Origin of the sequence: Alcanivorax sp. (assembly GCF_019431375.1) — a bacterium.
In the GTDB taxonomy this organism is placed as follows: domain Bacteria; phylum Pseudomonadota; class Gammaproteobacteria; order Pseudomonadales; family Alcanivoracaceae; genus Alcanivorax; species Alcanivorax jadensis_A.
Map to the genome: position 1 here is coordinate 2,662,377 of NZ_CP080267.1, position 16,376 is coordinate 2,678,752.

The 16,376-nt window shown below is 62.4% G+C and carries 10 protein-coding genes; 6 read left to right on the forward strand and 4 right to left on the reverse strand.

The annotated features are described in order from the left end of the window. Nucleotides 1-148: 148 nt before the first annotated feature. The gene (locus KZ772_RS12470; RefSeq protein WP_290536472.1) at nt 149-1,090 is read right to left on the reverse strand and encodes an IS5 family transposase; all 942 of its coding nucleotides are present in this window, start codon (nt 1,088-1,090) and stop codon (nt 149-151) included. Nucleotides 1,091-1,298: 208 nt separating this feature from the next. Here KZ772_RS12470 and KZ772_RS12475 point away from each other — a divergent pair, with 208 nt between their 5' ends. From KZ772_RS12475 to pta, 4 genes are all read left to right on the forward strand, one after another. Then, nucleotides 1,299-4,388: a penicillin acylase family protein gene (locus KZ772_RS12475; protein ID WP_290536869.1), complete on the forward strand. Its 3,090-nt coding sequence runs from the start codon at nt 1,299-1,301 to the stop codon at nt 4,386-4,388. Nucleotides 4,389-4,631: 243 nt separating this feature from the next. Then, nucleotides 4,632-5,612 carry an NADPH:quinone oxidoreductase family protein gene (locus KZ772_RS12480; RefSeq protein WP_290536870.1) on the forward strand — a complete coding sequence of 327 codons (981 nt, stop codon included), beginning with the start codon at nt 4,632-4,634 and terminating at the stop codon, nt 5,610-5,612. 177 nt (nt 5,613-5,789) lie between these two features. After that, nucleotides 5,790-6,995: an acetate kinase gene (locus KZ772_RS12485; protein WP_290536871.1), complete on the forward strand. Its 1,206-nt coding sequence runs from the start codon at nt 5,790-5,792 to the stop codon at nt 6,993-6,995. Continuing rightward, on the forward strand, nt 6,995-9,070 hold the full coding sequence (gene pta, locus KZ772_RS12490; protein ID WP_290536872.1) for a phosphate acetyltransferase: 2,076 nt from the start codon (nt 6,995-6,997) through the stop codon (nt 9,068-9,070). Before KZ772_RS12485 ends, pta begins: the two co-directional genes overlap by 1 nt. 268 nt (nt 9,071-9,338) lie before the next feature. Here the strand turns inward: pta and KZ772_RS12495 are convergent, their stop codons facing one another. After that, the gene (locus tag KZ772_RS12495; RefSeq protein ID WP_290536873.1) at nt 9,339-9,782 is read right to left on the reverse strand and encodes a thioesterase family protein; all 444 of its coding nucleotides are present in this window, start codon (nt 9,780-9,782) and stop codon (nt 9,339-9,341) included. Nucleotides 9,783-9,944: 162 nt separating this feature from the next. Further along, a complete protein-coding gene (locus KZ772_RS12500) occupies nt 9,945-11,339 on the reverse strand; it encodes a phospholipase D family protein (RefSeq protein ID WP_290536874.1) in 1,395 nt (464 codons plus the stop codon). Nucleotides 11,340-11,552: 213 nt separating this feature from the next. Here KZ772_RS12500 and KZ772_RS12505 point away from each other — a divergent pair, with 213 nt between their 5' ends. Then, nucleotides 11,553-13,418 carry a hypothetical protein gene (locus tag KZ772_RS12505; protein ID WP_290536875.1) on the forward strand — a complete coding sequence of 622 codons (1,866 nt, stop codon included), beginning with the start codon at nt 11,553-11,555 and terminating at the stop codon, nt 13,416-13,418. A gap of 66 nt (nt 13,419-13,484) precedes the next feature. Next, nucleotides 13,485-15,485 (forward strand): bifunctional 2',3'-cyclic-nucleotide 2'-phosphodiesterase/3'-nucleotidase, encoded by a 2,001-nt coding sequence (locus KZ772_RS12510; protein WP_290536876.1) that lies wholly within the window; start codon nt 13,485-13,487, stop codon nt 15,483-15,485. Here KZ772_RS12510 and KZ772_RS12515 read toward each other — a convergent pair whose 3' ends face one another. Beyond that, complete coding sequence (locus tag KZ772_RS12515; protein WP_290536877.1) at nt 15,486-16,376, reverse strand: DNA ligase; 891 nt, start codon at nt 16,374-16,376, stop codon at nt 15,486-15,488.

Sequence of the window (16,376 nt, forward strand, 5' to 3'; positions counted from 1 at the left end):
GCTCCTAGGGAAGGTCTGAATAACTCGCTTTTTTCGCCTTTACGATGATCAACAGGCTTCTGCCATCAAATTCAGGCCACAATTCACTCTTGAGTGTTCATTTTTTCGCCTGATTGCCGCACTTTAGCGGCAATCAGGCGCACTGCCCCTAGGGCAGCAGCACCCGTTTCACCCTCAACAGGTTGTGCAGCCCCGCCAGGAGATAGAGCCGGTTGGTATTTTTCGCCAGACCCCGGTAGCGAACCTTGCTGTAACCGAACATGCCTTTGATCACTCGGAAGGGATGTTCCACTTTGGCACGTACGCTGGCTTTGATGGTTTCGCATTCCAGCGCAACCTTCGACATCGTGGAGCGCTTACCAGGACGCTCAGCGATAAACCAATCCACTTTACGGTTCTTGTGCTCTTCGCGTTTCTCGATACCGCAATAACCCGCGTCTCCCCAGACACGTTTCTCTTTGCCATGCAAAAGCTGGTCTGATGCCGTCAGGTCATGCTCATTCGCGGCGGTAGTGGCAAGGCTATGAATCAGACCCACCGTGTCATCGACGCCAATATGGCACTTCATGCCAAAGTGCCATTGATTGCCTTTCTTGGTCTGGTGCATCTCCGGATCACGAGCCTTACCTTTGTTCTTCGTCGAGCTGGGCGCTTCGATAATCGTCGCATCAACGATGCTGCCTTCCCGAACCATCAGGCCATGTCGTGCCAACTGACGGTTGATCTTCTTGAACAGCTTCTTGCCAAGAGTGTGCTGCTCCAGCAGGTGCCGGAAGTTCAGGATCGTTGTCTCATCAGGAACCCGAGAGAGCCGAATCCCTGCGAAACGGCGCATAGACTCGATCTCATACAAGGCATCTTCCATCGCCGGATCACTCAGGTTGTAGATGATCTGCATGACATGAATGCGAAGCATGCTCGATAGCGCATACGGCGGCCGGCCAGTGCTGCCAGAGGCGTAATAGACCGCAATCGTGGACTCCAGCGCCTTCCAGGGTAGCAACTGATCCAACTTCTCAAGGAACACTTCCCGCCGGGTCTTGCGCTTCTTGTGTTCATATTCGGCTTCGGCAAAAGTCAGCTGGCTCATGGCATTCCCGGAAAGTGGCTGATAGAAAGCCCTGATTATGGCAAAGTCGGGGAGTTTTTCAGAGGTTCCCTAGCTATTTTGCGTTTGGTTGGCTTTTCTTGCTGTTTTGTTGCCGGGCCTCCCCTCATACTCGCGGGAATGCCAGTCTTGGGACGTTAGTGCGAACATCGTTCGCCGGCCAAAATAATAATGTCCCGAGGAGAGCACCATGAAACCCGGCCTGTTACTCAGTACCCTGCTGAGCGCCAGCCTGCTTGCCGCCTGTGGCGGCGGAGGCTCCAGCAACCCGACTCCGGTCAGCAACACCCCCACCCCCAGCACCCCCACTGTGCCGGAAGAGCCGGGCGGCCCGGAGCCGCGGCCGTCCAATGTCACCGCCCCCTTTGCAGATTACGGCACCGTGCTCAACATCCTCCCACCGGGCCAGGATGACATCGGCGGGGTAGCCAATCTGAGCGCAGACATTCCCGGCCTGGGGGATCTGCTCAGCACCCTGTTCGACGACCTGGTGGCGGAAACCGGGCTGGTGCCGGCCCTCAGCAAGGAGCCTCACTTCGACGATCAGCTGGGGCTCTACGATGCCCTGGTGCGCAGTGAACCGGGGCTCACCGATGAGCAGCTGGTCGACTATTTCAAGGCCGCCCCGCTGCTGGCGCCGGACGCGGGCAACTGGGAAAGCGAGCTGACCCTGGATGCCGCCGGCTATCAGGTGGATATCAAACGCGACAACTTCGGGGTACCGCATATTTTCGGCGAGTCCCGTCGCGATGCCCTGTTTGGTGTCGGCTATGTGACCGCCGCCGACCGCCTGTTCCTGCTCGACGTATTGCGCCGTGCCGGTCGCGGCGAACTGTCCCGCTTCCTGGGTCCGGCGGATTTCTCCTTCGATGAGGACATCGCCGTCAGCGCCCCCTACCGGGAAGAGGACCGCACCACCATGATCGCCAACACCATCGCCCGTTTCGGCGACGACGGCGCCCAGGTCTTCGACGACGCCACCAATTATGTGGCCGGCCTCAACCAGTACGTGGCCGACGCCCGCAGCGGGCTGCTGGAAGTGCCGGTGGAATATGTGGCCCTCGGGGTGCAACTGGAACCCTTTGTGATTGAAGACGTGGTGGCCATTGCCACCCTGATCCAGGGTATCTTCGCCGGCGGTGGCGGCAACGAACACAACAATGTGCTGCTGCTCCAGGCCCTGGAAGCCCAGACCGGCAGCAAGGAGATCGCCTGCGACCTGTGGAAGGACCTACGCCACGGCACCGACCCGGAATCCTCCGTGACCACCACAAAATCCTTCGCCACCCAGTCGCCACCCACCCTGCCGGACATCTGCCCGCTCAGCGGCGAATTGGCCGGCCAGTTCCCCGGCGCGGTGATGTTCGATGCCGGCTCCTTCCAGACCTATGACCCGCTCAGCCATGAGCCCTGTGGTCGCCCCGGCCAGCCGGAATGCCCTGAAGCGCTGGGCAATGTCCCCGCCCTGCCCGGCACCGGTGTGGTTGGTGGTTTGCTGGATACCGTGGGGGACCTGCTCGGCGGTGTGCTATCCCTGTCGTTCCTGGATGATGGTGGCCAGGCACTGTCACAGCAGTGGGCCAGCCTGACTCGCCAACTGCCCGCACTCTGGACTCGTCACGAGACGCTCTCCGAGCAACAGCAACAACAGGCCATGCAGCGCATCGCCGCTATCGAAACCGGTATCCAGGGGCTGCGCGACGGTTTCCCCAGCGTCATGTCCAATGCTCTGCTGCTCAACGCGGAGCACTCTGCCAGTGGCCAGCCCCTGGCCGTGTTCGGCCCGCAGACCAGCTACTTCGTACCCCAGCTGCTGCTGGAAATGGCCGTTCATGGCGGCGACCTGAACACCCGTGGCATGACCTTTACCGGCCTGCCCTATGTAGTGATCGGGCGCGGCCCGGACTTTGCCTGGAGCGCCACCTCCGGCAGCTCCGACCTGACAGACGTCCGCGTCGTGCAGCGCTGCGAGCCGGCCGACCCACCGGCCCATGGTGAGGGCGGTTACCAGGTCAACGGCCAGTGCCAACCTTTTGATGTGATCGACGATGAGTGGGTGGCCCGCTGGAACCTGGCCTCCTCCACCGATCCAGAAGCGGTGGGGCAGAACGAAGCGGTCACTCGCCGGGTGATCCGCACCGCGGAGTACGGGCCGGTAATCGGCTTCGCCACCGTGTCCGGCATGCCGGTGGCGGTGACCCACCAGCGCAGCACCTACTTTGCCGAACTGGATACCGCCCTGCCGTTCCTGCAGGCCAGCCGCAATGATGTGCACGATGTGGAAAGCTTCTACGACGTGTTCTACAACACCACCGGCAGCTTCAACTGGTTCTACATCGACGACCGGGATATCGCCTATTTCCATTCCGGCGACTACCCGCAACGGGCCAACGGCATCCATCCGGAACTGCCCAGCTGGGGCAACGGCCAATACGACTGGAATGGCTTCCTGCCCCAGCAGGCCCATCCCCAGGAGAGCAACCCGCCACGGGGCTACCTGGCCAGCTGGAACAACCGTCCGGCCCGGGACTGGTGGGCCGCCGACGCCCATGCACCCTATGGCTCCGCCCACCGCAACGACATCCTCGATGTGCGCCTGCAGCAACTGGTTGAGGAAGGCAGCGTCACCCGGGCCCGTATGGTGGAAGCCATGGGCGATGCCGCCACCGTGGACCTGCGCGGCCAGGAAATCGTCCCCGCCGCCCTGGCGTTGCTGGGAAGTGCGCCGGTCACCGGCGATCAGGACAGCGCCATCCGCCTGATGCAGAACTGGGTCGCCAACGGCGCCCTGCGCCGCGACCGGGACGGTGACGGCAACTACGACGAGGAAGCCGCCGTGGCCCTGATGGATGCCTGGTACCCGCTGATGATCGACATCCTGTTGCCACAGATCACTGCCATTGAAGACGTGGACGGTGAGAACCTGTCCCTGATGGGCCGTGACAACAAGCCCGGCGCCGGCGGCTCCGCCTACAACAACGGCTACTACGGCTACCTGGAGCGGGTGCTGCAACAGGCCGCGGGCAGCAGCGCCAGCCCTTATCGGGCGCTGCGTTGTGCCGGCAGCAATGACCTGGCCACCTGCCGCAGCGCGCTGGCCAACAGCCTGAACCAGGCCATTGAGCAACTGGGCGGCATCGCCAACATGGACAACTGGAACGTGGATGAAAGCCAGGACCAGATCCAGCACCGCGCCATCGGCCTGGCCACCGTCCCCGCCATCCACTGGCAAAACCGCCCCACCTTCCAGCAGGTGGTGGAATTCACCGGGCATCGGTAACGCAGCTTCGAGCTGCTAGCTGCTAGCTGCTAGCTACAAGGCGCGGAAAAAGCACGGGGATTCGTCCCGGCTTTTCTCCGCGCCTCTCCGCTGGAAACGTCTTTTCACTCGCAGCTAGTGGCTAGAAACTAGTGGCTATTAGTTATCTTTATCCTTCCCAATGCGCCCCATGCATTTGTCTAATCCCCCCATCAGCGTTAGCGTCTGCTACACATAAAAAACAGATTTCCGGGAGAGCAACGCATGCGCGCGATTTTGTGCAAGGAACTGGGGCCGGCGAATACGCTGGTCATTGACGACATCCCTTCCCCCGAGCCCGGCAAGGGTCAGGTGAAGGTGCGGGTTAAGGCCGCCGGCCTGAATTTTCCCGATACCCTGATCATCGAAGGCAAGTACCAGATCAAGCCGGAGCTGCCGTTTTCACCTGGCGGTGAAATGGCCGGTGAAGTGCTGGCCGTGGGCGAAGGCGTTCAGCGTTTCAAGCCCGGCCAGCGGGTCATGGGCCTGACCGGCTACGGCGCCTTCGCGGAAGAGATTCTGGTGCCGGAAAACCAGCTGATCCCGGTACCGGACGGCATGGACGACCACACCGCCGCCGCCTTCTCCATGGTCTACGGCACCAGCTACCACGCCCTCAAGCAGCGCGCCAACATCCAGCCCGGGGAAACCCTGCTGGTGCTGGGTGCCAGCGGCGGCGTGGGCCTGGCCGCCGTGGAACTGGGCAAGGCCATGGGCGCCACCGTGATTGCCGCCGCCAGCAGCGCCGAGAAACTGGCAGTGGCCAAAGAGGCCGGCGCCGATGACCTGATCAACTACGCCGAGGAAGACCTGAAGGACGCGCTCAAGCAGCGCTACCCGAAAGGCGTGGACGTGATCTACGACCCGGTGGGCGACAAGTTCACCGAAGCGGCTATCCGCAACATGGCCTGGAACGGCCGTCTGCTGATCGTCGGCTTCGCCGCCGGCGACATCCCCAAGATCCCCGCCAACCTGGCGCTGCTGAAAGGCTGCTCCATCATCGGCGTGTTCTGGGGCGCCTTCACCCAGAAGGAACCGCAGACCAATATCCAGAACATCATGGAGCTGATGCAGCTGTTCAATCAGGGCAAGATCAACCCGCGCATCAGCCAGGTGTTCAAGTTCGAGGACTACGAACAAGCGCTCGCCGCGCTCACCTCTCGCACCGCCAAAGGCAAAGTGGTGCTGGATATTGCCGGCGCCTGATACGCCGAGCCTGCGTTTGTGGCAGCGGTGGTTCCACCGCGATTGTCATCACGGATAATCGCGGCGGCACCACGTTATTCCCCGCTCTCACGCCCTTACACTAACGCCACCAACCCGGTGATACAGCCCCGCCTTACCTTGTATATAGTGGAAGCTCGCTATGGCAAGGAGGCAGCAATGACCACACCGCTGGTACTGGTAATCAACTGTGGCAGCTCGTCCATCAAGTTCGCCCTGGTGGACGAAGACAGCAGCGTGTTTCCCCTGGAAGGGCAGGCGGAAAGGCTGAACAGCCCCGAGGCCGTACTGCGCTGGCAGCAGGATGGTGAGCAACAGGAACAACCGCTGGCCGACGCGGATCACCGCCAGGCGCTGGAGGCACTGCTGCCCCGGGTGCAGGCCTACGCCGGCAATCGCCTGGCCGCCATTGGTCACCGGGTGGTCCACGGCGGCGAGCAGTTCACCGCCGCCGGACTGCTGGATGACGCCGCCCTGGCCGCGATCCGTGCCGCCAGCCCGCTGGCACCTTTGCATAACCCGGCCAACCTGCTGGGCATCGACGCCGCCCGGACCCTGTTTGCCGACCTGCCCCAGGTGGCCGTATTCGATACCGCCTTCCACCAGAGCTTGCCCGAACACGCCTACCGCTACGCGCTACCCATCGAGTTGTATCAGCAACAACGCATTCGCCGTTATGGTTTCCACGGCACCAGCCATTGCTATGTCACCCGCCGGGCAGCCTCCCTCACCGGTTTGCCAGTGGACACCAGTGGCTGGCTGTCCGCCCACCTGGGCAACGGCTGCTCCAGTTGCGCGGTACAGGATGGCCACAGCCGCGACACCAGCATGGGCTTCACGCCCCTGGAAGGGCTGGTGATGGGAACCCGCAGCGGCGATGTGGACCCCAGCCTGCACGCCTTTCTGGAACGGGAGCTGGGCTGGTCGGCGCAACACACCGATCAGGTACTGAGCCGGGAAAGCGGCCTGCTGGGCCTGTCCGGCCTGTCCAACGATATGCGCACCCTGGAGCAGGCCAGCAACGACGGCCATGAGGGCGCCACCCTGGCCATCGAGGTGTTCTGCTATCGGCTGGCCAAATCCCTGGCCGGCCAGGCCTGCGCCCTGACCCGGCTGGACGGCCTGATCTTCACCGGCGGCATCGGCGAGAACTCGGCCCTGGTACGGGCCAAGACCGTGTCCCATCTGCGGCTGATGGGACTGGCCATCAACGACGATGCCAACCGTCGTTGTGTGGGCGGCGCCAGCGGCGAAATCCAGGCCGATAACAGCCCCCGCATCCTGGTGATACCCACCAATGAAGAACGCCAGATCGCCCTGGAAACCCTGGCCGCCATCGGCGCCGACAAGGACGAGGAATCATAATGCAGATCTATTTTATTGCCCCCACCGGCTTTGGCGTGGGGCTCACCTCCACCAGCCTGGGGCTGCTGCGCGCCTTGGAACAGGGCGGCCTGAAGATTGGCTTCTGCAAGCCCATCGCCCAGCACCAACCCGGCGACACCGGCCCGGAACAGTCCAGTGAACTGATCACCCGCACCTTCGCCATCGAGCCGCCCACGCCCATGCCCCTGGAGCAGACGGAAAAATATCTCGGCGAAGGGCAAATGGACGACCTGCTTGAGCAGATCGTGCAGCGCTTTCATCAGGCCGCCGAAGGCAAGGACGTGATGGTGGTGGAAGGCATGGTGCCCACCCGCACGGTGAGCTATGCCGCGCGCCTGAACGCGGCGCTGGCCAGCAGCCTGGGGGCAGAAGTGATTCTGGTGGCGGCACCGGAGGACGGTAATGTCTCCGCCCTGGCCGACAGCCTGGAAATCCACTGCCGCCAGTTCGGCGGCAGTCGCAATGACAAGGTGCTGGGGGTGGTCCTTAACAAGGTGCGCGACGACAGCCTGCCGGAGCAACTCAAGCAGCAATTCCCGGCCCTGGAGAAAGGCGACCTGCGCCTGCTCGGCTGCGTGCCCTGGCAGGAGGAACTGAATGCCCCGCGCACCCGCGACGTGGCCAAGCTGCTCGGCGCCACCGTACTGCACGCCGGCGATGACGAGCACCGGCGCATGGAAAAGATCGTGCTCTGCGCCCGCGCCCTGCCCAATACCGTGGAGCTGTTCCAGCCACGGGTACTGGTGGTGACCCCCGGCGACCGGGACGACATCATTGTTGCCGCCAGCCTGGCCGCCAGCAACGGCGTGCCCCTGGCCGGGTTGCTGCTGTGCACCGGCTTCCAGCCGGACCCGCGGGTAATGCGCCTGTGCCAGAGTGCGCTGGATGCAGGCCTGCCGGTGATGACGGTAGAGACCGGCTCCTACGAAACCGCCACCAACCTGAATCGCATGAACCGGGAAATTCCGGTGGACGACAGCGAGCGGGTGGAAAAGGTGACCAACTTTGTGGCCAGCCATCTGGACCACGAATGGCTGCGTGAGCGCTGCGGCAGCCCCCGCGAGCTGACCCTGTCCCCACCGGCCTTTCGCTACCGCATGGTGCAACGGGCCCGCGAAGCCAACAAGCGCATCGTGCTGCCGGAAGGCAGCGAACCGCGCACTATCGAGGCAGCGGCCATCTGCCAGGAACGGGGCATTGCCCGCTGCGTGCTGCTGGCCAAACGGGACGCGGTGGAATCCGTGGCCCGCACCCAGGGCATTACCCTGCCGGAAGGGCTGGAGATTCTCGACCCGGACAGCATCCGCGAACAGTACGTGGAGCCCATGGTGGAGCTGCGTCGCAACAAGGGCCTCAATGCCCCCATGGCCCGTGCCCAGCTGGAAGATACCGTGGTGCTGGGCACCATGATGTTGGCCCTGGACGAAGTGGACGGCCTGGTATCCGGCGCCATCAATACCACCGCCAACACCATCCGCCCGGCCCTGCAGTTGATCAAGACCGCCCCGGAATACCATCTGGTGTCGTCGATCTTCTTCATGCTGCTGCCGGAGCAGGTGCTGGTCTACGGGGACTGTGCGGTAAACCCGGACCCAAACGCTGAGCAACTGGCGGAGATCGCCCGGCAGAGCGCCGCCTCGGCCAAGGCTTTCGGCATCACCCCGCGGGTGGCCATGCTCAGCTACTCCACCGGCGATTCCGGCACCGGCAACGATGTGGAAAAAGTGCGCGAGGCCACCCGACTGGCCCGCGAGGCCAACCCGGATCTGTTACTGGATGGCCCGCTGCAGTACGACGCCGCCGCCATCGACAGCGTCGGCAAGGCCAAGGCCCCGGACAGCCCGGTGGCCGGCCGCGCCACCGTGTTCATCTTCCCGGACCTGAACACCGGCAACACCACCTACAAGGCGGTGCAGCGCAGCGCCAACTGCATCAGTGTCGGGCCCATGCTGCAGGGCCTGCGCAAACCGGTGAACGACCTGTCCCGCGGCGCCCTGGTGGACGACATCGTCTACACCATCGCCCTTACTGCCATTCAGGCGGCGGACCTGTAACACAATGACATGGCGTAGGGTGGATTAGCCTAAGGCGTAATCCACCATGGTCCTCCCCCCCTGAAACAAAGGTGGATTACGCCTGCGGCTAATCCACCCTACGTTATGATCACCGCTCGTAGGAGCGTCGCTGGCGGCGCGATTACAGTAGTCGCGAGTTGCGAGAAGCGAGTTTCGAAAGGCAAGACAGCAAAGAGCGGGAGTTTCAGGTTTTCGTGACTCGAAACTGATTTATCGCGCCGCCAGCGACGCTCCTACGGCTGAGATGTCAGCCTCGCCCACTCTGATCAATCACCACCCCCGGCGCGCCGGCCTGCAGCAGCGCGCGCAGGTCGTCGGGCACCGGGGTTTTCTCGAAGGGTTCCGTGGTCATCATCACGTAGACTGCTTCCGCGCGGGCGATGGCGCGCCCTTCATCCGCATGGCGAATGTCCGCTGCCAGGGTGAACGATGTATTGCCCATGTGCGTCAGTGACACCAACACGTCCAGGACATCATCAAAGCGTGCCGACGACTGCCATTCCGTAGTCAGCTTCACCACCTGGTTATCCAGCCCTTTTGCCAGCAACTGGTTGTAGTCACAGCCCATGGCGCGCATGAATTCTGTCATGGCCAGGTCCACGTAGTCCCCATAGCGGGCATTGAAGACCACTTGCTGGGCATCGCATTCGTTATAGCGAACCCGAAAGCGGAAACAGAACGGCTGGGACATGACACTCTCCAAAAATTTTCAATGCAGGGCCGCCAGAAGATCTCTCTACGAAACGACTGTAGGAGCCATGCTTGCATGGCGAACAATGCACCATTCGCCATGCAAGCATGGCTCCTACAGTGGCAATAAGATGGCCATTGGCGTTGCTCGAGCTTGCCGGCCTTACAGCATTCGCTCAATGGGCAATAGCGACAGTAACCATGCCATCATGCGTCGCCACACCGTCACGTCGGGTTCGTGGTGATGGACCGCCGGCCGACCGTCATGGCCATCCCCGGCCCAGGTCAGCTTTCCCCGCTCTTTATCGACCCGATAACTGTTTTCCGGCGCCAGCCCCTCTTCGATAAAGGCCGCCACCTGTTGCCCCAGTTCCTCAGACGCCACGTAGTAGCCCATCTCGGTATTGAGATGCACCGAGCGCGGATCGATATTGAATGAGCCCACGAACACTTCGCGCCGGTCCAGCACCATGGCCTTGGTATGCAGGCTGGCCCGGGAGCGCCCCTTGAACAACCGCACCTGCCGATGCAGGGCACGGGCGTTGGGCGCCAGCTCATGCAGCTCCACCCCGGCTGCCAGCAGACCATCACGATAACGGGCATAGGCACCGTGGGCGGCAATCACATCATTGGTGGCCAGGCTGTTGGTGAGCACCGCCGCGCGACCACCGCGCTGTTTCATCTCCGCCAGTTCCGCCACAAAGGCATCACCGGGAATAAAATAGCTGGCCTCCATCAGCAGTTCCTGATGATCGTCCCTGGCCAGCAGGTGGGCGAGCTGATCCCCCATCAGGGTCTGTTTGACCCCGGCCGCCTTGTCAGGACTATCGAACAGCAACACCGCATGGGCCTGTACACACTGGCGGTCCTGCCCCGCCAGGTAATCGGTAAAGAAGGCTTCGTGCTGGGGAAACAGGTAAGGATAGTTCTTGAGGGAGCGGCGCCATTGTCGCAGCCACTGCCAGACACGCTCCGCCGCCGCCTCCCGGTAACGACGCAGGGTCTTCATGGGCATGGCCAGCGGGCTGTCCCAGTAGCAGTCAAACGCCGCCTGGGTATCGGCGACGATAGGGCCACGGGCGTACAGGTCCAGATCGCGAAAATTGGTGGACGCGTTCACGCCAAAATAGTGATCGGCAATATTGCGGCCGCCCACGATTGCCCGTTCACCATCCACGATCCAGGCCTTGTTGTGCATACGGTGATTCAGCAACGGCATGTGATGAAGCCATTGCAGGACATGCTTGTAGCGCCCCCGGAAAGCGTTAAACAGGCGCACCTCGATATTGGGATGGGCATCCAGCGCCGCCCACTTCACGTCCCGGCCCAACTGGTTGGCGTGATCCAGCAGCATGCGCACTTTCACGCCCCGGCGTGCCGCCTCCAGCACCCGGTAGGTCAACAACTTGCCGGTAGTGTCGTCATCCCAGATGTAGTACTGCACATCCAGCGTCCGCCGGGCCAGGCGGGCCAGCGTTATCCGCAAGGTAAAGGCCTGATCGCTGTCTGCCACCAGTGCCAGGGAGGAGAGCATCATCGGGCTGGTCACCGCACTCACGCTGTTATCTCCCTGTTCACCTACACCTCTCCATCAACTGTAGCTATGACCCGGCCATGACCGGCCCGTGACAATTTTCCTGTTTTTGACCGTAATGCCTACCCTGCCATAAAACGAACAGGGTTCACCGAAAATTCACAGGATTTTTACCGCCGGGACTTGTCGCACCGCCACCCTCTGGGCACTCCATTTTCTGCTCAGGGATGCACACTCATGAAGCGAATGCTCTTCGCCGGCCTGCTGGCCGCCTCACTGGGATCGGCCCATGCCTACCAGTGGAACTACCCCGCCCCCATCAAGACACCCGGTGCCAACGATAACGGCAAGGTGGTGCTGTTCGATGTCTCCCACGGAGGCACCGAAGGCAACGCGGACTGGGTGATCGACGGTGCCTTTTCCGACTTTGCCGATGCGCTGGTAGGCGAAGGCTATACGGTGCAGGAATACCGGGGCGTGGACAAGAACAGCGATGGTGTCATCCAGTTCGTGGATGACTACACCAATCCCACCACCGCCAACAGCAACGCCAATGAAGCGGTGATTACCTACAGCGCCATCAGCCACGCGGATGTACTGGTTCTCGCGGAAAGCAACCGTCCCTTTACCCAGGCAGAATTGCAGGCACTGGAAGATTTTGTGGCCGCCGGCAAGGGCATTTTCTTTGTGGCCGACCACTACAACGCCGACCGCAACCTGAACACCTGGGACAGCACCGAAGTGTTCAACGGCTATAACCGATCCACCCTGTCCCAGTTTAATGTGGGTGGCAGCTACGGCGACCTGCGTAATCCCGGCGTCGCCACTGGTGGCTGGCTGGCCCAGGAGTTCGGCATCCGCTTTCGCTTCAACGCCATCGACTGGCACAGCGGCGCCAGCGGTATCGAACCGGCCAGCCAGGTGGAAGGACTGACCACCGGCGTGGGCCCGGTACTGATGGCCGGTGGCGCCACCCTGGCGATCACCGACCCGAATAAGGCCAAGGGCCTGGTGTACTTTTCCACCAGCGACAGCCCCAGCCGCTGGACCCACGCGGTGGACTCCGGGCTCTACTTCGGCGGCACCGCCGAAGGCCCCTACGTGGCCATCGCCAAATCCGGCCCCGGCAAGGCCGCCTTTATCGGCGACTCCAGCCCCATTGAAGATGCCTCGCCCAAGTACAAGCGCCAGGACAACGGCAACACCAAGAGCACCTACCCGGGCTGGACCGATGCCGGTAACGCCGCCCAGCTCAGCATTAACCTGATCGACTGGCTGGCCACCCCGGAAAGCTACACCCAGTTCAACAGCAGCGCCCACCCGGCCGGCACCGTCACCCCCACCCCCATGGCCAGCGAAGAACTGGACGACCCGGACAACGGCCAGCCCTGGAATACGCCCTCCGGCGGCTATAACCCCTGGGATGCCAGCACCTTCGACTACGGCGCCTACGGTGCTCCGGATGGCCCCGGTGGCAACAATGGCGGCGGCGGTGAAGTGCTGTCCGTGAGCGACGCCCTGGCCGAACCCACTGGCACTACCGTCACCGTGGCAGGGGTGATTACCCAGGCCATCAATGGCGAGTTCGCGCTGGAAATTGAGGACAGCAACGGCAGTGCCACCCTTTACGTAAAACTGGAAAGCCAGTACCGCAACGACTTCAGCCCCCAGAACAACCCGGCAGTGATCGGTGAAACCCTGCAAGTGAGTGGTGCGCGTGATGTCTACATGGGCGAGCCCAGCATCGAGTACGTCACCGACATGCAGCTGGTGGATGGCAGTACCGGGGGCGGCAGCTGTGGCAGCAGCGGCGCGGTGTCGGTGAGCGATGCCTACGCCAGCAGCCAGGGCACCCCGCTCACCGTGGTGGGCGAAGTGATCAGCGGCGTTAACGACCCCTACGCCCTGGAGCTGGGCGACCTGAACAACAGCACCAGCGTCTACGTGAAGCTGGAATCCGATCAGCGCGCCGAATACAGCCCCGCCAACAACCCGGCCATGGTCGGCCAGACCCTGGAAGTGGACGGCGTGCGCGACCTGTACATGAGTCACCCCAGCCTGGAATCGGTGAGCTCACTCACCGTGATCAGCAACTGCCCCTGATTCTTTTTAAAAATTTCCCGGCGGCGTTCGCGCCGCCCTTCTTTCAACCCAAACACAGGAAACACCATGAAGGCTTCACTGCGATCCCTGCTGGCCCTGTCTCTGGCCGGCGGCGCCCTGCTCAGCGGCTGCGGCGGCGATGACGACAATACCCCCGTCCAACAGGACACCACCCCACGGGTGGATCTGCGTTTGATGGAAACCACCGATATCCACGCCAACGTGATGGACTACAACTACTACAGCGACAGCGTGGACCGTGGCCACGGCCTGGTACGCACCGCCATGCTGGTCAAGCAGGCCCGTGCCGAAATCACCTACCCGGAAAACTCTGCGTTAGTCGATAACGGCGACCTGATCCAGGGCAGCCCCATGGGCGACTGGCGCCAGGCGCAGGGGCTCACCAGTGCCGAGGTGCACCCGGTCTACAAGGTCATGAATGAAATGGCCTACGACGTGGGCAACTACGGCAACCACGAATTCAACTACGGCCTGGATTTCCTCGCCGAGAGCGTCAATGACGCCGCCTTTCCCTACATCAGCGCCAACGTGTTCAGCGCCGACGGCAGTACCCCGTATTTTGACCAGTACACGCTGATCACCAAAACGGTCTTCGACCGGGACGGCAATCCCCATGACCTGACCCTGGGCTTTATCGGCTTCCTGCCACCGCAAATCATGCAGTGGGACAAGAAAAACCTGGAGGGCAAGGTCACCGCCAAAGACATCAAGGCCACGGCAGAGTTGCTGGTGCCACAGATGAAAGCGGAAGGCGCGGACATCATCGTTGCCATTCCCCATTCCGGCATCGATACCACCGCCTACTCGGAAAAGGCCAAGGCGGAAAACAGCAGCTGGTACCTGGCAGACGTGGACGGCATCGACGCCATCATGTTCGGCCACAGCCACCTGACTTTCCCCTCGGACAGCTTTGCCAACACCGCCAACGTGGATCTGGATAAAGGCACTATCAAAGGGGTGCCTTCGGTCATGCCCGGCTACTGGGGCAGCCACCTGGGCATCATCGATCTGACCCTGGCGCTGGCTGACGACGGCGAGACCTGGACCGTGGTGGACAGCAAGGTGGAAGCCCGGGCCCTGGACCCGGACGGCGAGGCCGATGCGGCCCTGACTGCACTGGTCAAACCCGACCACGACGCCACCCTGGACTACATGGGCCAGGTGATCGGCGAGTCCACCGATGACATCTTCAGTTTCCTGGCCGTGGTGAAGGACGATCCTTCCATCCAGATCGTTAGCGATGCCCAGAAGGCCTATGTGGAAGAGGCCATTGTCGGCACCGAGCTGGATGGCCTGCCGGTGCTATCTGCTGCGGCCCCGTTCAAGGCCTGTGACCGTGACGGGGTCTGCGCCGAGGAAAGCAGCTTTACTGTGGTCCCTGCTGGCGAGCTGCAAGTGAAGAATATCGCCGACCTGTACCTCTACCCGAACACCCTGATGGCAGTGAAGGTGACCGGAGCCGAACTGGAACAGTGGCTGGAATGTTCCGCCTCGCAATTCTTCCAGATCACCGATACCACTGACCGCCAGGAGCTGGTGGATTTCAGTGGCTTCCCCACCTACAACTTCGATGTGATCGACGGCGTGACCTACCAGATCGATGTGACCGAGCCAGCCCGCTATGACCGCGACTGCGTCAAGGTCAGCGACGGTAGCCGGATTGTTGACCTGCAGTTTGCAGGCGCCGCCATCGACCCGGCCCAGGAATTCCTCATCGCCAGCAACAACTACCGCGCCGCGGGCGGCAAGTTCGCCGGCACCGGCGGTGACCATGTGGTGATCGAATCTCCGGACGAAAATCGCCAGGTGGTCGGCAACTACATCCAGGCCAACAGCCCGGTAACGCCTACCGCCGACAACAACTGGTCCTTCGCTCCGATCCTGGGCTACACCAGCAATCTTGAAATCGTCTTCCGGGTACCCAACACCGACCGCGCCAAAAACTTCGTGGCCGATGCGGTAGCCGGTGCCGGTGGCAACTTCATGGCCACCCTGCTGGATGACAGTGGCAACGAAGCCATCTACGAGCTGAACCTGCAGCCCTGATCAATCGGACTGCGACACCCGACGGGTCGGCGCCGCCGGCTCGTCGTTTCTGACCCGCAGAAAGCTGGCAAAGCGTGGCAACCCGGTAGACGTCAGGCCGTAATATTTATAGGTCACGGTACTGCCCAGCGGCGGCGGGTCCACCCGCTCGTCATCGCTGAGCCCACTGCCCAGCTTGAAGCGGCGACCATCCCCGGTCTCCACCACCAGGGCGCCCACCTGGCCCTGGTATTTGCCTTTCCCGTTGCTGTAACCCACCACCGTTGCTTCCGCATCCTGAAAGGTTTTCACCTTGAGCAGAGCCGCCGTGCGGCCGGCTTTGTAGAAGCTGTCACCGTGATGCAGCATCAAGCCCTCTCCGCCAACCGCCAGCACCCGATCCAGGCGTGCCAGCAGGGCACCGTGGTCCGTGGCCCGTCGCTGCTCCACCATGGCCAGGTGATAGGAGGAGGTCTTGCCCACCAGCTCACGCATCTTTTTCATCCGTTCACTGAATGGCACGCCACTGGCCGGCAGGTCGAACACCATAAAGCGGATCTGCCGCCATTCCTCCGCCTTCGGTTGCAGCCGCCGGATCGCCGCCGACACCGCGGCAAAGCGGCCGCGCCCCATCCACAGCTCACCGTCCAGGGGCTGGTCGGGAAAATCGCGCAGGAACCAGTCCGGCGCGGCGATAATATTGCCGCCCCGGGACAGCAACTGCTGCCCGTCCCAGTAGGCCCGCACCCCGTCCAGCTTTTCGCTGACCCAGTAGCCCTGCAGATCCATGCCCGGCTGATACACCCTGGCCAGCTGCAAAGGGGGCTCGCTGGCCCGGGTGACGGCCACCAACAGGCAGATGAACGCCATCAGGCCAACCCGCAGACATCCTTGTCTTGCCGGTATTTTCAC